Raw genomic sequence first — 22,731 nt, forward strand, 5'->3', positions numbered from 1 at the left:
GAGATCGCTTAAGGGCCTTCGGCCCTATCGCAGCCTGCGGCAGCGGCTACAGGGGTTGTGACCTACCGATCGGCGCTAACCCTGTAGCCGCTGCCGAGCTTGCGAGGCTGCGATCGACTGCGCAGCAGGCGCAGGGTCTTGAAACCGCTGGAGGACCTTCGGTCCTGTCGCAGCCTGCGGCAGCGGCTACCGGGAATGGCGACACCTCCGATAGCCCGGTCGTGCTCGCTGCCTTGTGTAGCCGCCGCTGGCAGGTCACTTGCCCTGGGTCAGGGTGGTGTAGCTGGTGATCAGGTTGCGGTAGTCCGGGATGTGGTTGGAGAACAAGGTGCCCAGGCCCTCGATGTCGTTGCGCCAGTCGCGGTGCAGCTCGCAGGCCAGGCCGAACCAGGTCATCAACTGGGCGCCGGCGGTGGACATGCGGTTCCATGCAGAATCGCGAGTCAGGGCATTGAAGGTGCCGGAGGCGTCGGTGACCACGAACACCTCGAAGCCTTCTTCCAGGGCCGACAGCGCCGGGAAGGCCACGCAAACCTCGGTCACCACGCCGGCAATGATCAGTTGCTTCTTGCCGGTGGCCTTGATCGCCTTGACGAAGTCCTCGTTGTCCCAGGCGTTGATCTGCCCTGGCCGGGCGATATACGGCGCGTCCGGGAACAGCGCCTTGAGCTCGGGCACCAGCGGGCCGTTGGGGCCGGTTTCGAAGCTGGTGGTGAGGATGGTCGGCAGCTTGAAGTACTTGGCCAGGTCGGCCAGGGCCAGCACGTTGTTCTTGAACTTGTCCGGATCGATGTCGCGCACCAGGGACAGCAGGCCGGCCTGGTGATCCACCAGCAGCACGGCGGCGTTGTCTTTGTCGAGACGCTTGTAGGCAGTAGTCATGGGGTAGTCCTCGCTTCTTGTCGATACCGACTGGAGGTCGGCGTGGGGGTGCAGCTTCAGCGCTGGGAGTCCAGCACTTCGTGCTCGTTCGCCACTTGCTGGGCCTTGAGGTAGCTCTCGATCAGCAACTGGTAATGCGGCATGGCCTGGGCGTAAACCGCGGCCCACTGCTCGGCGTCCGGGCGGTTCCACGAACCCTGCAGCTCGGAAAGCGTCGCCATGATGTCGATCGGCACCACCCCGGCCTGGGCCAGGCGGGCGATGGTCAGGTCAGTGGCCAGCCGCGAATGGTTGCCCGAGGCATCGACCACCGCGAACACCTTGTAGCCTTCATGCACCGCGGCGATCGACGGAAACGCCAGGCAAACGCTGGTCAGGGTGCCGGCGATCACCAGGGTTTTCTTGCCGGTGGCTTCTACCGCCGCCCGGAACTCGGGATTGTCCCAGGCGTTGATTTCGCCTTTGCGGGCCACGTACTGGGCATGGGGCGCCTCCTGGTGGATTTCCGGGATCAGCGGGCCGTTGGGCCCCTGGGGCACCGAGGCGGTGGTGATCACCGGCATCTTCAGCAAGGTCGCAGCTTTCGCCAGGGCGATGGCATTGGCCCGCAGTTGCGGCACGTCCATGTCCTTGACAATCTGGAACAGCCCGCTCTGGTGGTCGATCAGCAGCATCGCCGCGTCGTTGGGGTCGATGGTCGGCTTGGCGCCATTGAAGTTGGCAGCATTGAAGTTGTTCATGTGCAGTTCCTCTTTCATTTAGGGCATTTATTGAAGGCAACAGCCATCCCTGGCCCTGAACCGGCCGACACGTCCTGTGCAAGTCGGTAAGCGGGGGTCAGCCCGGCATCTGGCCGAAACGACCGGACTGGAAGTCGACGAAAGCCTGGTGGATCTCGGCCTCGCTGTTCATCACGAACGGACCATGACCGACGATGGGCTCGTCGATCGGTTCGCCGCTGAGCAGCAGCACCACCGCGTCGTTGTTGGCCTCCAGGCTGAGCTGGTCGCCGTCGCGCTCGAACAGCACCAGTTGGCCTTCACGCACTACTTCCTGGCCATTGACCTGGAGCGTGCCGCGCAGCAGCACCAGGGCGGTGTTGCGCCCCTCGTGCAGGTCGAGGGTCAGGGGCTTGCCGGCATTCAGGCGGATGTCCCAGACGTCGATGGGCGTGAAGGTGCGGGCCGGGCCCTTGACGCCGTCGTACTCGCCAGCGATCAACCGCAGGGTGCCGGCCTTGTCCTTCAGGGCGATGGCCGGGATGTCGCCATCGAGAATCGTCTGGTAACCGGGCGCGGCCATCTTGTCCCGCGCCGGCAGGTTGACCCACAGCTGGACCATGTCCAGGGTGCCGCCGGACCGGGCGAACGCTGCGGAGTGAAACTCCTCATGGAGAATCCCCGAGGCCGCCGTCATCCATTGCACGTCGCCAGGGCCGATCTTGCCGCCGCTGCCGGTGGAGTCGCGGTGCTCCACCTCGCCCTTGTAGACGATGGTCACGGTTTCGAAGCCGCGGTGGGGGTGCTGGCCCACGCCGCGCCGCCCCTGGGTCGGGGTGAATTCAGCCGGGCCGGCGTGGTCGAGCAGCAGGAACGGGCTGATGTGCTTGCCCAGGTTGTCGTAGGAAAACAGCGTGCGCACCGGGAAGCCGTCGCCCACCCAATGGGCCCGTGGGCTGGTGTAGATACCGATGATGTTTTTCATGGGGGTGCCTCCGAAATGGGTGAGTTATTTCGTTGGATACACCTTAAAACCCATACCTTTGATGCACTAGACTGCAAAAATCACTCTTAGCGTTCTATCTGGAGAACGATGGTGGAAGACCTCAATACCCTCTATTACTTCACCCAGGTCGTCGAACACCGTGGTTTCGCCGCTGCCGGACGCGCCCTGGACATGCCCAAGTCCAAGCTCAGCCGGCGCATTGCCCAGCTCGAGGAACGCCTCGGCGTGCGCCTGATTCACCGCACCAGCCGCCACTGCTCGCTCACCGAGATCGGCCATGAGTACTACCAGCGGTGCCTGGCCATGCGCGTGGAAGCGGAAAGCGCCGCGGAAGTCATCGAGCGCAACCGTTCCGAGCCCCAGGGCCTGGTGCGCATCAGTTGCCCGACCGCGCTGCTCAACTCCTGGGTCGGGCCGATGCTGACCCGCTACATGCTCAAGTACCCGCTGGTGGAGCTGTTCATCGAGAGCACCAACCGCCGGGTCGACCTGATCCACGAAGGTTTCGACATCGCCCTGCGGGTGCGCTTCCCGCCATTGGAAAGCAGCGACCTGGTGATGAAGGTGCTGGGCAACAGCACCCAGTGCCTGGTCGGCCACCCGGACTTTCTTGCGCGCCTGTCGAGCCCCGCCTCGCCCGCCGACCTCAGCGGCCTGCCGAGCCTGCATTGGGGCGCGGCGCAACGCGAATACCAGTGGGAGCTGTTCGGCCCGGACGAGGCGCTCGCGCAGATTCGCCACAAGCCGCGGATGGTCACCGACGACCTGATTGCCCTGCGCCAGGCGGCGCTGGCGGGAATCGGCATCGTCCACCTGCCCAGCGTGGTGGTGCGTGACGATGTGGCCGCCGGACGCCTGGTGCAGCTGGTACCGGACTGGGCGCCCAAGTGCGGGATCGTCCATGCGATCTTCCCGTCGCGCCGTGGCCTGCTGCCGTCGGTACGCACCCTGATCGACTTTCTCGGCGAGGAGTTCAGCCGCAGCGATATCACCTGAGGATGCGCGCAAGGTGAAGCCTGGCCGAATCTTCCGACCTGTGGCGTTTTTGACACTGGCCGAAATAATATTTCGAACATAATATTTTTCTCGTCATCTTGTTCCACCCAGCGAGGAAACGCCCATGCAAAGCCCATCCCGCGAGGCCACCCTGGCCCAGTGGATTGCCCAGGAACAGGCCATGCGCGCGCGCCTGGCCGGTCCGGGCAGCCTGTCCCTGGCCGAGGTCAGCGCCCTCTCGCCCGCCGAGTTCTTCGACGGCATCGGCAACGGCGAATTGCCCTCGCCGCCCATCGGCACGTTGCTGGATTTCATCCCCATCGAATGGTCCGCCGGGCACTTCGTGTTCCAGGGCACCCCGGATGCCCGCCATTACAACCCGCTGGGCAGCGTGCACGGCGGTTATGCCGCAACCCTGCTGGACTCCTGCATGGGTTGCGCGATCCACACCCGCCTGAACAAGGGCCAGGGCTACACCACCCTGGACCTGCGCATCAGCTATGTGCGGGCCCTGACCGGCAGCAGCGGGCCGATCCGCGCCGAAGGCAAGATCGTCCACCTGGGCCGCTCCACCGCCCTGGCCGAAGGGCGGATCTACGACGTCGATGGCCGCCTGTACGCCACCGGCTCCACCACCTGCATGATTCTTCAAGCGCGTGGCTGAAACCGCCTCTGCGTCTTTAGAAGCGAGCTCGTTCGCGAAAAAAACTACGGCTTGCGCTCAGCGGTGGCCGGGAGGAGGTCTCGCGAGCAAGCTCGCGCCTACCAGGGATCGTGCCTGCCCGCGCATTCGTGATTCGCGGTAAAGATTGCTTTGCCTGTCCGGCGGTTTTTCTCAAGGGTGCGGACCGGGATACTCGTGGCCTTTCCACTGCCATCTGGAGTCATCCATGTCTGTACCTGCTTTCGGCCTCGGCACCTTTCGCCTGCAAGGCCAGGTGGTCATCGACTCGGTCAGCACCGCGCTCGAGCTGGGCTACCGGGCGATCGACACCGCACAGATCTACGAGAACGAAGCCGAGGTCGGCCAGGCCATCGCCGACAGCGGCATCCCCCGCGACGAGCTGTTCGTCACCAGCAAGATCTGGGTCGCCCATTTCGCCCGCGACAAGCTGATCCCCAGCCTCAAGGACAGCCTGCGCAAGCTGCGGACCGACTACCTGGACCTGACCCTGATCCACTGGCCGTCACCGGACAACCAGGTACCGGTCGAAGAGTTCATGGCGGCGCTGCTGGAGGCCAGGCAACTGGGGTTGACCCGGCAGATCGGTGTTTCCAACTTCACCATCGACCTGATGCGGCAGGCCATCGCCGCGGTCGGTGCCGAGCACATCGCCACTAACCAGATCGAACTGCATCCTTACCTGCAGAACCGCAAGGTCGTGGAGTTCGCGCAAAACCAGGGGATTCACATCACCTCGTACATGACGCTGGCCTACGGTGAAGTGCTCGAGGACCCGGTCATCCAGCAGATCGCCCAGCAGCATCGGGCAACGCCGGCCCAAGTGACCCTGGCCTGGGCCATGCAATCGGGTCATGCGGTGATTCCCTCCTCGACCCGGCGCGCGAACCTGGAAAGCAACCTCAAGGCCTGTGCCCTGACCCTGAGCGAGGCAGACATGCAACGCATTGCCAGTCTGGAACGCGGCCATCGTCTGACCAGCCCCGCCGGCATTGCACCGGCGTGGGACTGAGGCCTTAACGCACCACGGCATTCAACCGAATGCCATCGGGGGCGATCTCTTCCTCATTGGAACTGCTGGGAAACTTTCCGGCCGCCGGGATCTTGCTCCGGTGGCCGGTGTCGATGGCCGCCATCAAGCGGCTGAGGGTCTCGTGGTCCGGCAGCGGCAGGCTGCTGATATACAGCTTGCGCTGCGGACCGAGTGGAATCGAAGGCACGCCGAGAAGCTCGGAGTCATAGACCAGCACATGACGGATCTGCGGGTTATCCATGCAGAACGCCACGATATCGAGCCGGGCCTGCAACCCCAGCGAAGCGTTGATGATCAGCAGGTCCATTGGCTCACTGCCATATTCCACGACGTTCAACACCTCGACGAGTCGATACATCGGTGCAATCCGGTAATAGCCCAGCTGGTTCAGCACCCGCTCGATCTTCATTCGATGAAAATGCTGTTCATCGGCGATCAGGATTCGTAACGTTTTATTCGGCATTTGTTCGCGACCATGAAAAAAGTCTGAGATGACAGGCTCCAAGCCTATGAATAAAGGCTAGGGGAGCAGCCGATAGTTTTCTCTAAGGGTTTTCTGAAAAGCCCTACTCCGAATTACTAAAATGCGGCTTTCCCCTACTTTTCGAGCCCGAAATGCTCGTTTCCCTGGTATTTCCGCCCACACCGGCGGCACTCATCGGCTATCCATGGGCGGCCATGAATCCTGCTTTTTGCCCGCTCCGGATGGAGACAAAAGACCCCGCCCGGCCCCGGTAGCGGCCATCGGAGATCCGCTGGCCAGGTGGCGGTCCACCTCCAGTAGCGCGACGCAAGCCCTGTTCCCAGCAACTGCGGAGGGCTATTCAGCATTCAGAAGGTTCGGTCTTTGCCCGAGGAGGCGGGAGGATTGATATGGGCAATGAAGCGCTGGAGGATCTCTTGCGTGGCGCCCTGCACCCAGAGAATCTCCTGTAGCGCAGAGGCACCGAGGACCACCGGCAATGCCTGTTCGGTGCGACCGCCATAGATCATCGCATGGCGGATCTGCGGGTTGCCCTGGCAGAACGCGCCGGCGTCCACCCCGGCGGCGAACGCCAGCTCGCCGCTGAGCAGCAACAGATCGAAGTTCTCGAAGGGGTCGCAGGAATAGTGAGTCAGGGTCACCAGTTCGCGGAAAGACTCCACCGCCGCGACGCGGAAATACCCCAGCCCATTCAACAAACGCTGGATGCGCCCACACTGCTCCCGGGACGCATCGGCAATCAGTATTCTCAGGCGTTTGTTGGGCATCGGCGTGGCAACTATCGGTTGAACACAGAGGCCCGACAGACTATCCGATGGCCCCAGGCCGACTCTTTAAGACAATTCCCAAAAATTACCGCGCACAAGAAATTTCTCCCAGGAAAGCCCCCTGCACGGGCGCTTTATTCGGTGGTGCTGGGGCTCCAGAACGCCTGCTCCACCAGGGCCGAGGTGGACAGACGCGCCACCAGGGCGTCGAGCTCGTCGCCGTCCACCGAAGTGGTGGCCAGGGTGGCTTCGATCTCCACGTCGTCGTTGCCGAAGGCATGGACATCGATGTCGCTGGCCGGGTAGTTGCTGCGTTCCAGTTCCGCTTCGAGCAGGGCGAACACGGCCTTCTGCTTGGAGCGATGGGCGATGACATAGACGATGTTGGTGACCTCGGCGGAGATCACATCCAGCGGCTGGCGGTTGATGTTGTTGACGATCGGTCGCAGCAGGGTGTTGGCCGCCAGCACGAACAAAGTGCCGAGAAAGGCTTCGAGAATCAGGTCGGCGCCGGCGCAGGCGCCCACCGCCGCCGAGGCCCAGAGGGTGGCCGCGGTGTTCAGGCCACGGACATTGCCCTCCTCGCGCATGATCACCCCGGCGCCGAGAAAACCGATGCCGGACACCACATAGGCCACCACCCGCACCGCGCCCTCGGCGCCGCCGAGGCGGTTGGCCATGTCGACGAAAATCGCCGCGCCCACCGCCACCAGCACGTTGGTGCGCAGGCCGGCGGTGCGTTGCCGGTACTGGCGCTCGAAGCCGATCAGGCCACCGAGGATAAAGGCCGCGCTGAGGCTGACCAGGGTGTCCACCAGGGAGGTCAGGTTGATGTTCTGGAGTGCTTGCATGAAGGGAGTCCTTGAGTACGCGGCGGTCGGCTGCTGTTAAAGGATAGGTGCACTTGGCAGGAGCGAACGAGCAGTCGGCATTCCAACTGCCCGCGACCAGGCCGGGCCGGGGCTGCCGGCCATTTTGCGGCGCCGCTGTTACCAAGAGATGTTGGCCCGCCCAGCCCCGGATCGCCGCACCAGCAGCCGGATGGCTCGACAATGTAGCCGCTGCCGCAGGCTGCGATCGGCCGGCACGGCCGCGACGCCGGTGCTATCGCTGAAAGCCCTGCGAACAGCGTGGCCCGGACCATCGCAGCCTGCGGCAGCGGCTACAGGATGTTGTGCAACGTCGGCCGCGAGCCGCAGCTTATTGCCAGCCGAACCGACGGATATAAAAGCCCTTCACCGCCTGGGTCAGCGCCATGTACGCCAGCAGGATCACCGGCAGGAACACGAAGTACAGCGACGGCAGCGCCTGCAGCTTGAAGTAGTGCGCCAGCGGGCCCATGGGCAGGAAGATGCCGATGGCCATGATCAACCCGGTCATCACCAGCAGCGGCATGGCCGCGCGGCTTTGCAGGAACGGGATCTTCGGCGTGCGGATCATGTGCACGATCAGGGTCTGGGTCAGCAGCCCGACCACGAACCAGCCGGACTGGAACAGGGTCTGGTGGTCCGGGGTATTGGCATCGAACACGTACCACATCAGGGCAAAGGTACTGATGTCGAAGATCGAACTGATCGGCCCGAAAAACAGCATGAAACGCCCGACGTCCGCCGGCTGCCAGCGCTGCGGACGGGCCAGCATTTCGTCATCGACGTTGTCGAACGGAATGGCGATCTGGGAAATGTCGTACAGCAGGTTCTGCACCAGCAGATGCATCGGCAGCATCGGCAGGAACGGAATGAACGCGCTGGCCACCAGCACCGAGAACACGTTGCCGAAGTTCGAGCTGGCGGTCATCTTGATGTACTTGAGCATGTTGGCGAAGGTCCGCCGGCCTTCCAGCACGCCCTCCTCCAGCACCATCAGGCTTTTCTCCAGGAGGATGATGTCCGCCGCCTCCTTGGCGATGTCCACGGCGCTGTCCACCGAGATGCCAATATCCGCGGTGCGCAGCGCCGGCGCGTCGTTGATGCCGTCGCCCATGAAGCCGACCACATGGCCGTTGCCCTTGAGCAGGCGGACGATGCGTTCCTTGTGCGAGGGCGTGAGCCGGGCGAAGACATTGGTGGTTTCCACGGCCTTGGCCAGCTGCGTGTCGCTCATGCGCTCGATGTCGTTGCCCAGCAGCAGGCCCTGTTGTTCCAGGCCTACTTCGCGGCAGATCTTCGCCGTCACCAGCTCGTTGTCGCCGGTCAGCACCTTCACCGCCACGCCATGGGCGGCCAGGGCCTCAAGGGCCGGCGCGGTGCTTTCCTTGGGCGGGTCGAGGAAGGCCACGTAACCGATCAGGGTCAGCCCCTGCTCATCCGCCAGGCTGTAGCTGTCGCGGCCCCGGGGCATCGGCCGGGCAGCCACGGCCACCACCCGCAGGCCTTCGCCATTGAATTGGGCGGTGACCTGGCGGATCCGCGCCAACAGCTCGTCGCTGAGCATTTCCTCGGCGGCGCCATGGCGCACCCGGGTGCACACCGCCAGCACCTCCTCCACCGCGCCCTTGCAGATCAGCAGGTGCGCACGCGCCTTCTCGGCCACCACCACCGACATGCGCCGCCGGTTGAAGTCGAAGGGAATCTCGTCGACCTTCTGGAACGCCGTGCCGACCCTCAGCTCGCGGTGCACTTCGACGTGCTCCAGCACGGCCACGTCCAGCAGGTTCTTCAGGCCGGTCTGGTAGTAGCTGTTCAGGTAGGCCATTTCCAGCACGTCATCGGACTCCTCGCCCCAGACATCCACATGCCGGGCGAGGAAGATCTTGTCCTGGGTCAGGGTGCCGGTCTTGTCGGTGCACAGCACGTCCATGGCGCCGAAGTTCTGGATCGCGTCCAGGCGCTTGACGATGACTTTCTTGCGCGACAGGAACACCGCGCCCTTGGCCAGGGTCGAGGTGACGATCATCGGCAGCATTTCCGGGGTCAGGCCCACGGCGATCGACAGCGCGAACAGCAGCGCTTCCATCCAGTCGCCCTTGGTGAAGCCGTTGATGAACAGCACCAGCGGCGCCATGACGAACATGAAGCGGATCAGCAGCCAGCTGACCTTGTTCACCCCGTTCTGGAACGAAGTCGGCGCCCGGTCGGTAGCCCCGACCCGCTGCGCCAGGGCGCCGAAATAGGTGGCGTTGCCAGTGCTCAGGACCAGCGCGGTGGCCGCACCGGACACCACGTTGGTGCCCATGAACAGGATGTTGTCCAGCTCCAGCGGATTGAGGGTGGCGGCGTCCTGCTGGCGCGGGAATTTCTCCACCGGCATCGATTCGCCGGTCATCGCCGCCTGGCTGACGAACAGGTCCTTGGCGCTGAGCACCCGGCAATCGGCGGGGATCATGTCGCCGGCCGAGAGCTGGATCAGATCGCCCGGCACCAGTTGCCGGATCGGCAGTTCCAGGCGTTGCTGGCCCTGGCTGGCCACCGCCGCGCCATGCAGCCGGGCGAACACCGACGGCGCGGCGTCGACCACGTTGCGCCGCAGCACCGTGGCGGTGTTGCTGACCATTGCCTTGAGGGCATCGGCGGCCTTGTTCGACTTGGCCTCCTGCCAGAAGCGCAGCAGCGTGGAGAGCACCACCATGGAAAAAATCACCGTGGCCGCCTTCATGTCTTCGGTCAGCCAGGAGATCACCGCCAGCAGGGTCAGCAGCAGGTTGAAGGGGTTCTTGTAGCAATGCCATAGGTGCGTCCACCAGGGCAGCGGCTGCTCGTGCTCGACCTCGTTGAGGCCATGCTGCTCGCGCAGGGCCTGGGCCTCGGCCTCGCTCAGGCCATCGGTGTGGCTGCCGAGGCGTTGCAGCAGGTCCGTGGCATCGTCGTTGGCCGCGGCCACCAGGGTGTGCGCGAGGCTCGGCGGCAGGTCGCGGCTGACGCTGGCGTCGCTGAAGCTCTCCAGCAAGGCCAGGCGGCGAAAGTGCCGGGCGAAGTGCCGGGTCCGCAGGAAGCCGGCAAAAAACTCTTTGAGCAGGGTGAGGTTCATGGTGTGTCCCCTAACGGTCGGCGCCGGGAGACTCACAGCCAGGTCTGGTTCGCCGGCCGCGCAAACAGGCGCAGCCGTAGCGCGGCGATGTGCCAGGCATCACCCGCTGTTGCAGTGTCGATGAGAAGGATATCGGGAACGGGCCCTGAAGGCCACGATCGGGAAGCCGCCGCTCGCTGTCATGGCGAGACAACGGCACACAAGGCGGGCGCGTTATCTTGCCGGGAAGGTGCCGGTTAGCGAAACCGGCCGACTACTGTCACTCGAACAAGTACCCACTGTGGGTCTCCGCTTGATGGAAAACGCGCGCAGCTTACGCCGCGGTTTTTGCAGAGTAAATCGACGGCAAGGCGCTGGCGGGGGAATCGAAAAGTTCTTCAGCGATGGTTCAGGAAGGGTCGTCGGCGGGCGCTCGACCGGGGGAGATAACAGCGGGAATTTGCGGGGTGTAGAGCGGTCAGGAATGGGGACGGCTGCGCCGTCCAGCGCGGGCAAGTCGGATCGCCGCCCGCTCGCTCCTACAGAGAATGTGCATGCTTGTGTAGGAGCGAGGCTTGCCCGCGATGAGGCCCGAACGTTCAACACTGAACTATCGGGCCCGGCGACCTCTGTCAGCTGGCGGTGGCCAGCAGCAGGTCGCGCACCGAACGGCTGTGGCGGCCTTTGTCGTGCTCGTACAGCGAGGCGGCGATTTCCTCGGCGCGGATCGGCAGCACCGACAGCAAGGTGTCGCTCAGGCCGTGGCTGGCCTGGCTGAAGCCCTGGGTGTAGATGCCGGCCTTGCAGCGCTCGTCGGTGATGAGCCGGTAGTTGCGGTCCACTTCGAAGTCGCCCAGGTAGGCTTCCAGCGGCGCCAGCAACGCACGGTGAGTCTGGCGCTCGTAGCCGGTGGCCAGGATCACCGCGTCGTAGTGGCGGGTGCTCAGCTCGCCGGTGGAGGTGTTGCGCAGCACCAGTTCGACGCCCTGGGCGGTGGCGGTGGCTTTCTCCACGGTGGTCAGGGTGCGGAAGGCATGGCGCGCGATGCCAGAGACTTTCTGCCGGTAGAGAATCCCGTAGATGCGTTCGATCAGGTCGACATCCACCACCGAGTAGTTGGTGTTCTGATACTCGTGGACCAGGCGCTCGCGCTCGCCGCTCGGCTGCTGGAACACCAGGTCGGTGAAGGCCGGCGAGAACACTTCGTTGACGAACGGGCTGTCGTCCGCCGGCTTCAGTGCCGAACCGCGGACCAGCATGTCCACCTGCACCGAAGGGAAGCTGTCGTTGAGGTCGATAAAGGCCTCGGCGGCGCTCTGCCCGCCCCCGATGATCGCCACGTTCATCGGCTGGCCGCTGGCGCACGGCTGGCTGGCCATGCGCTCCAGGTAGTGCGCGTGGTGGAACACCCGGCCGTCGTCCTTGAGCGCCTTGAAGGTGTCCGGGATCAGTGGCGTGCCGCCAGGGCTGACCACCACCGAACGGCTGGTGCGGACGAATTCCTGGCCCTGGCTGTCGCGGGAAATCACCCGCAGTGCCTCGACCTGCTGGTTGTGCAGCACCGGTTCGATGGCCAGCACTTCTTCGCCGTAGCGGCTCTGCTCCTGGAAGTGCCCGGCGACCCAGCGCAGGTAATCGTTGAACTCCATGCGGCACGGATAGAAGGTGCCCAGGTTGATGAAGTCCACCAGGCGGCCGTGGTGCTTGAGGTAGTTGACGAAGGAGTACGGGCTGGTCGGGTTGCGCAGGGTCACCAGGTCCTTGAGAAAGGAAATCTGCAGGTCGCTCTGGGCCACCAGCGTGTTGCCGTGCCAGCGGTAGTCGGCCTGCTTGTCGAGAAACAGCGCGTCCAGCGGACCCTGAATCTGGCCACGTTCTTCCAGCGCGATAGCCAGCGCCAGGTTCGAGGGGCCGAAACCGATACCGATCAGGTCGTGAACGATGGTCGATGCAATTGCCTGTGTCATTTCCAGTGTCCTCTGGATAAATCCCTCAACGCGGGGAGAAATCGACGGTGACCTGATCGGCCCATGGCGAGGCAGCAGGTCGTCTGTTGAGTAGGAACGAGGACAGTGAAAAAAAATTTAACAAAGAAGGATCAATGGGCGTCCCACTGCCGGACCCGCACCCGGCAATGTTTCATCGCATTGACGATGTGCTTCTCCACCAGGCTGCGGGAAATCCCCAGGCGCTCGGCGATCTCGGGGTGGGACAGGCCTTCGAGCTTGCGCAGCAGGAAACTTTCCCGGCACAGCGCCGGCAGCTCCGCCAGCGCCCGTTGCAGCATGTCCAGGCGCTGGCCATGGTCGATGCAGGTGTGTGGCGAGGGGCTGAAAAAGCGCTCTTCGTTGTCGAGCACATCCAGGGATTCGACCTGGCGCAAGGCATTGCGCCGATGGCCGTCGATCACCAGGTTCAGCGCCGTGCGGTAGAGGAAGGCCCGCGGTTGCTCGATCGGCGTGTCGCTGGAACGCTCCAGCACCCGCACATAAGCGTCATGCACCACATCTTCGGCCACCTGCAGGTTGCCCAGCTTGGCGTTGAGGAAACACACCAGCTCGCGATAGTAGTTTTCCAACATGACTCCCGACCGCGATACGCGGCTTTTGTCCTTGAGCACAACTGGCACTCCGCCCCTGGGCAGGCGATTCGATGATGGCAGTTTAGAAGTGGCGTAATTTATAGTAATTCTCATATAGATTTAAAGTGCTGTGTCGATTCGCCGGTTTTATTTTCGTCGCCTAACCTGTAACCCCGCACCTGTAACGCCATGTGTCATGACTTAAATTCCCTCCGGCGCTTCTCGTCTACCTGACAGCTCCCCGTATCTGTCGCTCTGGCGGCAGCCTCCAGCCCTGCCCACCCCCTGGGCCAGGCCGGACGACGGGCCGACTTCCATTGGCCGGAACCCTGCATGAAACGTCCCCGTCATACCCGACGCGCCCTGCTTGTCACCCTGTGTCTGATTCCTGTCGTTGCCTTCGCCACCTGGCAGTTCCTGCCGCCGGGGCGCGACCAGCTCGCCACCGTACAAGTCAGCCGCGGCACCATCGAAAGCAGCGTGACCGCCCTGGGCACCCTGCAACCGCGGCGTTACGTGGATGTCGGTGCCCAGGCGTCCGGGCAGATCCGCAAGATCCACGTCGAGGCCGGCGACCCGGTCAAGGAAGGCCAGCTGCTGGTGGAGATCGACCCCGCCACCCAGCAAGCCAAGCTCGATGCCAGCCGTTTCTCCATCGAGAACCTGCAGGCCCAATTGCAAGAGCAGCGGGCACAGAACGAACTGGCCCGGCAGAAGTACCAGCGCCAGCAGAACCTCGCCGCCGGCGGCGCGACCCGCGACGAAGACGTGCAGACCGCCCGCGCCGAACTCAAGGCCACCCAGGCGCGGATCGACATGATCCAGGCGCAGATCCGCCAGGCCCAGGCCAGCCTGCGCAGCGACCAGGCCGAGCTGGGCTATACGCGGATCTACGCGCCGATGTCCGGCACCGTGGTCGCGGTGGACGCCCGCGAAGGCCAGACCCTCAACGCCCAGCAACAGACGCCGTTGATCCTGCGCATCGCCCGGCTGTCGCCGATGACCGTCTGGGCCGAGGTCTCCGAAGCCGATATCGGCCACGTCAAGCCGGGCATGACCGCCTACTTCACCACCTTGAGCGGCGGCGCCCGGCGCTGGACCAGCACCGTGCGGCAGATCCTGCCGATCCCGCCCAAGCCGCTGAACGAAAGCAGCCAGGGCAGCGGCAGCCCCAACAGTTCGAGCAAGAGCGGCAGCGGCCGGGTGGTGCTCTACACCGTGCTGCTGGATGTGGATAACGCCGACAACGCGCTGATGGCCGAGATGACCACCCAGGTGTTTTTTGTCGCCGAGCGCGCGCAGGACGTTCTCACCGCGCCGATCGCCGCCCTGCAGGGCAGCACCGAGAGCGGCGTCCAGCTGGCCCGGGTGGTGGCGAAAAACGGCTCGATCGAGGAGCGCAAGGTACGGGTCGGCATCAGCGACCGCTTGCGCATCCAGGTCCTGGACGGCCTCGCCGAAGGCGATCACTTGCTGATCGGTCCCGCGCAAAGCAGCGGAGGCTGAATGCAAACCCCGCTGATCGACCTCAAGGGCATCCGCAAATCCTATGGCGGCGGCGACACGCCGCAAGTGGACGTGCTGCGTGGCATCGACCTGTCGATCCACGCCGGCGAGTTCGTCGCCATCGTCGGCGCCTCCGGCTCCGGCAAATCGACGCTGATGAACATCCTCGGCTGCCTCGACCGCCCGACCTCGGGCGAGTACCTGTTCGCCGGGGAAAACGTCGCCCGACTGGACAGCGACGAACTGGCCTGGCTGCGTCGCGAGGCCTTCGGCTTCGTGTTCCAGGGCTACCACCTGATTCCCTCTGGCTCGGCCCAGGAAAACGTCGAGATGCCGGCGATCTATGCCGGCACCCCGGCGGCCGAGCGCCACGCCCGCGCCGCCGCCCTGCTCGACCGCCTGGGCCTGGCCAGCCGCACCGGCAACCGCCCGCACCAGTTGTCCGGCGGCCAGCAGCAGCGGGTGTCGATCGCCCGCGCGCTGATGAACGGCGGCCATATCATCCTCGCCGACGAACCCACCGGCGCCCTCGACAGCCACAGCGGCGCCGAGGTCATGAGCCTGCTCGACGAACTGGCCAGCCAGGGCCACGTGGTGATCCTCATCACCCACGACCGCGAAGTCGCGGCGCGGGCCAAGCGCATCATTGAAATCCGCGACGGCGAGATCATCAGCGACACCGCCGACGAGCACCCCGAGGTCCAGGTCAGCGCCAACAGCGGCGCCCTGCAGGCAGTGGACCTGCGCCAGCGCCTGGCCGACGGCAGCGAACCCAACGGCGCCTGGAAAGGCGAGCTGGTGGATGCCGTGCAGGCGGCCTGGCGGGTGATGTGGATCAACCGTTTCCGCACCGCCCTGACCCTCTTGGGAATCGTCATCGGCGTGGCCTCGGTGGTGGTGATGCTGGCGGTGGGCGAAGGCAGCAAACGCCAGGTCATGGCGCAGATGGGCGCCTTCGGCTCGAACATCATCTACTTGAGCGGCTACTCGCCCAACCCGCGCACGCCCGAGGGCATCGTCACCCTGGACGACGTCGCGGCCCTGGCCAACCTGCCCCAGGTAAAACGCATCATGCCGGTCAATGGCGCGCAGGCCGGGGTCCGCTTCGGCAACGCCGACTACATGAGCTATGTGGGTGGCAACGACACCAACTTCCCGGAGATCTTCAACTGGCCCGTGGCCCAGGGCAGCTACTTCAGCGACGCCGACGAACGCTCGGCGGCGGCGGTGGCGGTGATCGGCCACAAGGTCCGGGAAAAACTCCTCAAGGACGTGGCCAACCCCATCGGCCAATACATCCTGATAGAGAACGTGCCGTTCCAGGTGGTCGGCGTGCTCTCGGAAAAGGGCGCCAGTTCCGGCGACAGCGACAGCGACGACCGCATCGCCGTGCCCTACTCCGCCGCCAGCATCCGTCTGTTCGGCGACCACAACCCGCAGTACGTGGCGATTGCCGCCGCCGATGCCAGCCAGGTCAAGCAGACCGAACGCGAAATCGACGAACTGATGCTGCGCATGCACGGCGGCAAACGCGACTTCGAACTGACCAACAACGCCGCCATGATCCAGGCCGAGGCGCGGACCCAGAACACCCTGTCGCTGATGCTCGGCGCCATCGCCGCGATCTCGCTGCTGGTGGGCGGCATCGGGGTGATGAACATCATGCTCATGACCGTGCGCGAACGCACCCGGGAGATCGGCATCCGCATGGCCACCGGCGCCCGCCAGCGCGACATCCTGCGCCAGTTCCTCACCGAGGCGGTGATGCTCTCGGTGGTCGGCGGCCTGGCCGGCATCGGCGTGGCGCTGATCATCGGCGGCATCCTGATCCTCAGCGAGGTGGCCGTGGCCTTCTCCCTGGCCGCGATACTGGGGGCCTTCGGCTGCGCCCTGATCACCGGCGTCACCTTCGGCTTCATGCCAGCCCGTAAAGCTGCCCGGCTCGATCCGGTCAAGGCCCTTACCAGTGAATGATCGACCTATGAAAGTGCACCTGACCCTCCTGGCCGCCAGCCTGGCGCTGGCCGCCTGCAGCAGCCCGGCGCCGCGCCCGGACAGCGGCCTGCAAGCCCCCGCCGCCTGGCACTCCGCCGCCAGCCTCGCGCCGCGCCAGCAAGATCCACGCTGGTGGCTGCAATTCGGCAGCCCGGAACTCGACCGCCTGATCACCGAAGCCCGCGCCGGCAGCCACGACCTGGCGGCAGCCATGGCCCGGGTCCAGCAAGCCCAGGCCAGCGCCGTCATTGCCGGCGCGCCCTTGCTGCCCGCCGTCAACGGCACCTTCAACGCCAACCGGCAGAAGCTCCTGCGGGGCAGCGGCTACAGCCAGCTGGATACCAACAGCAACAACAAGGCCGTGGACTATTTCAATGCCGGCCTGAGCGCCACCTATGAAATCGATTTCTGGGGCGGCAAACGCGCCGCCCGGGACAGCGCCCTGCTGGGCCTGCAGGCCAGCGAGTTCGACCGGGCCACCGTGGAACTGACCCTGCTCAGCGGCGTGGCCAACAGTTACGCCCAGGTACTGTCGCTGCGGGAACAGGGCCGGATTGCCGAGCTCAACCTGGCCAATGCGCAGAGCGTGCTCAGGCTGGTGCAGACCCGCTACGACGCGGGCTCGGCCACCGCCCTCGAGCTGGCCCAGCAGAAAAGCCTGGTGGCGGCCCAGCAGCGCCAGGTGCCGCAGGTCCGGCAACAGGCCGAAGAAGCCCTGATCGCCCTCGCCGCCCTCCTCGGCCGGCCAGTGCAGAGCCTGACCCTGAGCGACCAGCCTTTCGCCCAACTGAACTGGCCGGACATCGATGCCGGAGTGCCCAGCGACCTGCTGGCCCGCCGCCCTGATATCGCCAGCGCCGAAGCCCGGCTGGCGGCGGCCAGGGCGGATGTCAGGGTGGCACGGGCGGCGATGCTGCCCAACGTGACCCTGACCGCCAACCTCGGCTCCGGCGCCAACACATTCGATGACGTGCTACGCAGCCCCTTCTACAACCTGACCGCCGCGCTGGTGGCACCGATCTTCAACAACGGCCGCCTGGGCGCCGAGCGCGACAGGGCCACGGCACGCCAGCAGGAACTGCTGGAAAGCTACCGCGGGGCGATCATCAATGGCTTCGCCGATGTGGAAAAGGCCCTCAACAGCATTCGCGGCCTGGACCAGCAGCGGCAATGGCAAGGCGAAGAACTGAATCAGGCGCAGCGGGCCTTCGAAATCGCCCAGAGCCGTTACCAGGCTGGCGCCGAAGACCTGCTCACCGTGCTGGAAACCCAGCGCACCCTGTACGCCGCCCAGGACCAGAACGTGCAACTGCGACTGTCCCGGGTGCAGTCGAGCATTGCCCTGTACAAAGCCCTGGGCGGTGGCTGGAAGACGCTCGAAACCAAGAGTCTCTGAACCCAGAGCCTGTAAATAAAGAGCCTCTCAATAACAGAGTCTCCCAATAAAGCGCTCCAGAAAACACAACGGCGCGGGCCCTGCGACAGGACCCGCGCCGCGGCCTTACCGGCTCACAACTTCAGGTGCTGGGCGTACCAGGGACGCCGCGGTGCCCGCTTGAGCAGCTGTGGCACCTCCTCGTCACGGCTCAGGGCGATACGCAGGGCCAGCTTCATGACCTCCTGGTCCATCTCCAGCGACATCTCGCCAGGCGCGTTGCCCAAAGGGCCGCAGCCATGGGTCGAGGCCCCCAGCCAGGGGTCGTCGATCTCGACCCAGCGCCCGGGCGCGAACCACGGCACACCGTTGACCTCGCGGCGCAGCACTTCGCCGGGATGGAAGCGCTCATGGGCGCGGAACCAATCGTCGATGCGGTCGTCGATCCAGCCATGGAACTTCCAGAACATCGGATGCACATGGGACGAGAACGGGTCGCCGAGAAAGTCGTTCTGCACCAGGTACCAGCGTCCGGCGAAGTCCGAGGAAACCCGGGCCTCCATGACCGGCATGCCGTTGGCAGGGTCCCGGGCGACATCGGCCCAGCGCATGTGCAACCAGTCATGCAGGCCCAGCTCGACCTCCGAACCGAACTGCCCCAGGGTCAGACGGCTGAGGTATTCGGGGTCCTGGTACTGCGACTCCCAGACCTGGAAATTGCCATAGAAGGCCGCGTCGCTCTTCAAGCCATGCAGCCATCGGGTGAACTCTTCATCGTCGTCGGCGATCCAGGCCGGCGGCACCGAGCAGCCGTCGTGGTTTTCGTAGTAGCGGATAAAGCCCTGGCGATCCTGCTCCAGGCGCGGCGACGGCAAGGGCAGATGCTGCCAGGACACCAGGTCCGGCTGTAGCGAACGGGCCTGCAACAGCATGTGCCGGTGCATGAAGAGGAAGTCGACTCCCGAGGCGTTGCGATGCTTGCGTCGTCCACGGGCATCGCGCTCGTGCTTGAGCGGTCCCGGCTGCCAGCCAAGCCCCCGCAGGCTGTTTTGCTTGTCCTTGGGCAAGGAATGCCAGCGATCCCGGGAGGCATGCCAGAGCTGGTGGAACAGGCGATGCTGCGGCGACACCAGCCAGGCCAGCAACTCAGGGCTCAGGCCGTTCTGCTCCCGGGCCGCGGGAAAGGCCCGCTTGCGCGCCACGAAGCGCACCGCGGACACCGGCGCCAGGGGCGAGACCTGCAACGACTGCAGGCTGCCGCTGAGGGTGCCGCTGCCGGCATTGCCCCAGCTCGCCCAGACCTCGTCGAGCGCCACCTGGCACTCATGGCTGGGCGCGCCGCCGATCTGGCCTGCGGCGAACAGCCGCCAGCACAACTTCGCGGCGTCCACCGCCGCCAGCTCGCCCTGCACCCGAAACTCCACCGGACCGTCACCGCGCAGGCTTTGCGGATGCCCCAGAAAGCCGCGCAGGCCGCGCCCGGTCGGACCGACATCGAGCACCAGCTCACAGCCGCGACGCGGTAGCGGTGCCTGGGCGTCCAAAAACTCGATATCCCAGATGCCCCGCAGGTGATCGGCGAGACGCACGCCCGGATCGAGGGCGACTTCCAGCTTGGCTTCCCCCGGGGTGATTTCCAGCTCTTCCTGACGGCGCACGTCCTGGCGCTGCAACTCCTTGCGGGTGTAGAGCGCCACAGGAATAGCCGCCCCCGTCACCGCCAGACCGGTCAAAAATCCTCGTCTCGAAAACCTCATCGCTCTACCTATATCCAGTGGCGCGTCACGCATCTAGCTAGAACGTTGGATTTGCACGGAAATTTACCGGCGAGCCACTCCCGGGCCGCTAAATTTGCCGCCGGCCAGCTCGTTTATCGCGGATAGATGTACACAAAAGGTCGGACCTGGAAGCCCTGCGCTTGCAGCCCCGACCCCGTCATCAGCCCGCCTGCGACTGGGATAGCAATGATCAAATTACCTGGTAAGAAAACCCTCTACCTGAGCCTGCTGGTACTTATTGTCGCCGTACTCGGTGTCGGTACCGGAGCCGCCTGGCACTACTACTGGAAAGGCCGGGTGTCTTACCCCAGCGACATCGTCAAGCGCGCCAACGACCTGCAGGAGCGCATCATCTCCTTCGACAGCCATGTCACCGTGCCCCTGGACTTCGGCACCGAAGGCACCGAGGCGGACAAGGACACCCATCGTCAGTTCGACCTGGTCAAGGCCGGTCGCGGCAGGATGTCCGGCGTGGCCCTGAGCATTCTCGCCTGGCCGGAAATGTGGAACGGCCCCAACGCCCCGCACCGCCCCACCGCCGGCTTCGTCGAAGAAGCCCGGCACCAGCGCGAGACCCGCTACCGGATCATCCAGGGCCTGGTGCGCGACTTCCCCAACCAGGTAGCCATCGCCTATACCCCCGCCGACCTGCGCCGCATCGCCTCCGAAGGCAAGCTGGCGGTGGTGGTCAGCCTGCTCAATGCCTATGCCATGGGCGACGACCTCGACCAGTTGGACAAGTGGGCCGCCCGCGGCATGCGCCTGTTCGGCTTCAGCTATGTGGGCAACAACGACTGGGCCGACTCCTCGCGCCCGCTGCCGTTCTTCAACGACACCCGGGACGCCCTCGGCGGCCTCTCGCCGATCGGCAAGCAGGCCGTGCACCGGCTCAATGACCTGGGGGTGGTGATCGACGTCTCGCAGATGTCCAGCAAGGCCCTGGACGATGTCGCGGCCCTGACCCGCGCGCCGCTGGTGGCCTCGCACTCCGCGCCCCGGGCCCTGGTGGACATCCCGCGCAACCTCAGCGACAAGGAGCTGCAGGTCATCAAGGCCACCGGCGGGGTGGTCCAGGTCGTGGGTTTCTCCACCTACCTGCGCCCCCTCAGCCAGCCGACCCTGGACAAGCTCAACGCCCTGCGCAAGCGCTTCGACCTGGCCCCGCTGCCAGGCCTGGAAAACGCCCTGATGCCGGGCGACTCGGTCATCACCATCTGGCCGGAACAGCGCTTCGGCGAGTACGCCAGCGCCCTGTACGGCATCCTTGAAGAAGAGCCCAAAGCCAGCCTCAAGGACTATGTCGACGCCATCGACTACACGGTGAAAAAGATCGGCATCGATCACGTCGGCATCAGCTCGGACTTCAACGAGGGCGGCGGCGTCAACGGCTGGATGAGCGTGGCGGACAACCGCAACGTCACCGCCGAGCTGATCCAGCGCGGCTACACCGACATCGAGATCGCCAAGCTCTGGGGCGAGAACTACCTGCGCGTCTGGGAACAGGTGCGCAAACTCGCCAAACCGGCGCAACCCACCGCGCAACCTGTCGCACATGCCGTCGATCGTGCCGTCGAGCATGCCTTAACCGAACACGCCGTCGTCGCCGACTGAACCATGACCGACCGAACCCTGAACGAGAACCCTCCCGTGACCAATCGCCGGACCTTCCTCAAGCACGCGGGCCTGCTGGCCGCCGCCCTGCCCCTGGGCAGCTTCGCCATCGGCCAGGCCCGGGCCGCCGCCACGCCCGCCACCAGCCCCCAGCAATGGGCCCAATTGCGCCAGCTGTTCGACCTCGACCCGGACTATGTGCACCTGGCCAACTTCCTTATCACCTCGCACCCCAGGCCCGTGCGCGAGGCCATCGAACAGTACCGCGCGGTGCTGGATCGCAACCCGGCCATGGCCATGGACTACGACACCCAGTACACCTGGAAGCACGAGGCCCAGGTGCGCGAGAGCGTCGGCCGCTACCTGCAGATCAAGCCCGCCCAGGTGGCCCTGACCGGCAGCACCACCGAAGGCCTGGCCATGATGTATGGCGGCATCCACGTGCGCCCCGGGCAGGAAATACTGACCACGGTGCATGAACACTACTCGACCCGCAACGCACTCAAGTACCGCTCCCAGCGCGACGGCACCCAGGTGCGCACCATCGAGCTGTTCAAGTCGCCCCACCAGGTCTCCATCGACGAAGTGCTGGGCAATATCGACCGCAGCATCCGCCCCAACACCCGCGTCCTGGGGATGACCTGGGTGCAATCGGGCAGCAGCGTGAAGCTGCCGATCGGCGAGATCGGCAAGCTGGTGGACCAGCACAACCGCAATCGCGACGAGGGCGAGCGGATTCTCTACTGCGTCGACGGCGTCCACGGCCTGGGGGTGGAGGACGTCACCTTTGCCGACCTCAATTGCGACTTCTTCGTCGCCGGCACCCACAAATGGATGTTCGGCCCGCGGGGCACCGGGATCTTCTGCTCGCGTTCGGCAAAGCTCGAGCACCTGACGCCGATGGTGGCGACCTTCTCCGAGAACCAGGACTTCGCCACCACCATGACCCCTGGCGGCTACCACAGCTTCGAACACCGCTGGGCCGTGGACCAGGCGTTCGAACTGCACATGCAACTGGGCAAGGCCAACGTCCAGGCGCGCATCCACCAACTCAACAGCTACCTCAAGCAGCGCCTGCAGGAACTGCCAGGCATCGAGCTGGTGACGCCCCTGAGCCCGCAGCTGTCCGCCGGCTTCACCTTCTTCCGTGGCCCGAACCTGGACACCGACGCCACCTCCGCCTGGCTGATCGAGAACCGCGTCCTGGTGGATGCAGTGGACCGCGACGCGGGACCCGTAGTGCGCATGGCGCCTGGCCTGCTCAACAGCGAGGCGGATATCGACCGCGCCATGGACCTGCTGGGCAAGCGACTGCGTGGCGGCAAGACCGCCTGAGCCCTCGTCCACCTCTTTTCTCTACATCGCACAAGG

18 protein-coding genes are annotated in these 22,731 nt (G+C 65.0%); 8 read left to right on the forward strand and 10 right to left on the reverse strand.

What is annotated here, in order from left to right; all coding sequences use genetic code 11:
- Nucleotides 1-255: 255 nt before the first annotated feature.
- The 3 genes from ycaC to AC3RCP_RS21800 all read right to left on the reverse strand — a co-directional run bounded on the left by ycaC (nt 256) and on the right by AC3RCP_RS21800 (nt 2,586).
- A complete protein-coding gene (ycaC, locus tag AC3RCP_RS21790) occupies nt 256-882 on the reverse strand; it encodes an isochorismate family cysteine hydrolase YcaC (protein WP_007927871.1) in 627 nt (208 codons plus the stop codon).
- A 56-nt stretch (nt 883-938) separates the two neighbouring features.
- Complete coding sequence (locus AC3RCP_RS21795) at nt 939-1,622, reverse strand: isochorismatase family protein (protein WP_062825194.1); 684 nt, start codon at nt 1,620-1,622, stop codon at nt 939-941.
- Nucleotides 1,623-1,719: 97 nt separating this feature from the next.
- Nucleotides 1,720-2,586: a pirin family protein gene (locus AC3RCP_RS21800; RefSeq protein ID WP_007927867.1), complete on the reverse strand. Its 867-nt coding sequence runs from the start codon at nt 2,584-2,586 to the stop codon at nt 1,720-1,722.
- A 108-nt stretch (nt 2,587-2,694) separates the two neighbouring features.
- Here AC3RCP_RS21800 and AC3RCP_RS21805 point away from each other — a divergent pair, with 108 nt between their 5' ends.
- The 3 genes from AC3RCP_RS21805 (at nt 2,695) to dkgB (ending at nt 5,297) form a co-directional block, all read left to right on the forward strand.
- Complete coding sequence (locus AC3RCP_RS21805) at nt 2,695-3,603, forward strand: LysR family transcriptional regulator (RefSeq protein WP_492570878.1); 909 nt, start codon at nt 2,695-2,697, stop codon at nt 3,601-3,603.
- A gap of 124 nt (nt 3,604-3,727) precedes the next feature.
- Entirely contained in the window at nt 3,728-4,267 is a 540-nt protein-coding gene (locus tag AC3RCP_RS21810) for a PaaI family thioesterase (protein WP_101338594.1), read from the forward strand.
- A gap of 226 nt (nt 4,268-4,493) precedes the next feature.
- Nucleotides 4,494-5,297, forward strand: a complete 804-nt coding sequence (gene dkgB / locus AC3RCP_RS21815; protein ID WP_101338595.1) for a 2,5-didehydrogluconate reductase DkgB — start codon at nt 4,494-4,496, stop codon at nt 5,295-5,297.
- A 4-nt stretch (nt 5,298-5,301) separates the two neighbouring features.
- Here dkgB and AC3RCP_RS21820 read toward each other — a convergent pair whose 3' ends face one another.
- The 6 genes from AC3RCP_RS21820 to AC3RCP_RS21845 form a co-directional block, all read right to left on the reverse strand.
- Nucleotides 5,302-5,781, reverse strand: coding sequence for a hypothetical protein (locus tag AC3RCP_RS21820; protein ID WP_007927859.1), 480 nt, complete (start codon nt 5,779-5,781; stop codon nt 5,302-5,304).
- Between the two features lie 368 nt (nt 5,782-6,149).
- Nucleotides 6,150-6,569, reverse strand: a complete 420-nt coding sequence (locus tag AC3RCP_RS21825) for a hypothetical protein (RefSeq protein ID WP_101338596.1) — start codon at nt 6,567-6,569, stop codon at nt 6,150-6,152.
- Nucleotides 6,570-6,703: 134 nt separating this feature from the next.
- Complete coding sequence (locus AC3RCP_RS21830) at nt 6,704-7,420, reverse strand: MgtC/SapB family protein (RefSeq protein ID WP_007927856.1); 717 nt, start codon at nt 7,418-7,420, stop codon at nt 6,704-6,706.
- A gap of 349 nt (nt 7,421-7,769) precedes the next feature.
- On the reverse strand, nt 7,770-10,535 hold the full coding sequence (mgtA, locus tag AC3RCP_RS21835) for a magnesium-translocating P-type ATPase (RefSeq protein ID WP_492570877.1): 2,766 nt from the start codon (nt 10,533-10,535) through the stop codon (nt 7,770-7,772).
- A gap of 611 nt (nt 10,536-11,146) precedes the next feature.
- Nucleotides 11,147-12,481 (reverse strand): lysine N(6)-hydroxylase/L-ornithine N(5)-oxygenase family protein, encoded by a 1,335-nt coding sequence (locus AC3RCP_RS21840; RefSeq protein ID WP_087091751.1) that lies wholly within the window; start codon nt 12,479-12,481, stop codon nt 11,147-11,149.
- Between the two features lie 131 nt (nt 12,482-12,612).
- Nucleotides 12,613-13,095: a sigma-70 family RNA polymerase sigma factor gene (locus AC3RCP_RS21845; protein WP_037035587.1), complete on the reverse strand. Its 483-nt coding sequence runs from the start codon at nt 13,093-13,095 to the stop codon at nt 12,613-12,615.
- Between the two features lie 333 nt (nt 13,096-13,428).
- Between AC3RCP_RS21845 and AC3RCP_RS21850 the strand changes: the two genes are divergently transcribed.
- The 3 genes from AC3RCP_RS21850 to AC3RCP_RS21860 are packed head-to-tail and all read left to right on the forward strand — an operon-like array spanning nt 13,429 to nt 17,992.
- On the forward strand, nt 13,429-14,601 hold the full coding sequence (locus AC3RCP_RS21850) for an efflux RND transporter periplasmic adaptor subunit (RefSeq protein ID WP_007930104.1): 1,173 nt from the start codon (nt 13,429-13,431) through the stop codon (nt 14,599-14,601).
- Nucleotides 14,602-16,575 carry a MacB family efflux pump subunit gene (locus tag AC3RCP_RS21855; RefSeq protein WP_492570876.1) on the forward strand — a complete coding sequence of 658 codons (1,974 nt, stop codon included), beginning with the start codon at nt 14,602-14,604 and terminating at the stop codon, nt 16,573-16,575.
- Between the two features lie 7 nt (nt 16,576-16,582).
- The gene (locus AC3RCP_RS21860; RefSeq protein ID WP_492570875.1) at nt 16,583-17,992 is read left to right on the forward strand and encodes an efflux transporter outer membrane subunit; all 1,410 of its coding nucleotides are present in this window, start codon (nt 16,583-16,585) and stop codon (nt 17,990-17,992) included.
- A 113-nt stretch (nt 17,993-18,105) separates the two neighbouring features.
- Here AC3RCP_RS21860 and pvdP read toward each other — a convergent pair whose 3' ends face one another.
- Nucleotides 18,106-19,728: a pyoverdine maturation tyrosinase PvdP gene (gene pvdP / locus AC3RCP_RS21865; RefSeq protein WP_492570874.1), complete on the reverse strand. Its 1,623-nt coding sequence runs from the start codon at nt 19,726-19,728 to the stop codon at nt 18,106-18,108.
- A gap of 207 nt (nt 19,729-19,935) precedes the next feature.
- Between pvdP and pvdM the strand changes: the two genes are divergently transcribed.
- Both pvdM and pvdN read left to right on the forward strand, forming a co-directional pair.
- Nucleotides 19,936-21,360: a pyoverdine-tailoring dipeptidase-like protein PvdM gene (gene pvdM, locus AC3RCP_RS21870; protein WP_087091756.1), complete on the forward strand. Its 1,425-nt coding sequence runs from the start codon at nt 19,936-19,938 to the stop codon at nt 21,358-21,360.
- Nucleotides 21,361-21,396: 36 nt separating this feature from the next.
- The gene (gene pvdN, locus AC3RCP_RS21875; protein WP_492571085.1) at nt 21,397-22,695 is read left to right on the forward strand and encodes a pyoverdine-tailoring periplasmic protein PvdN; all 1,299 of its coding nucleotides are present in this window, start codon (nt 21,397-21,399) and stop codon (nt 22,693-22,695) included.
- Nucleotides 22,696-22,731 lie beyond the last annotated feature (36 nt).

Source organism: Pseudomonas sp. GW822-FHT05A08, assembly GCF_058800485.1.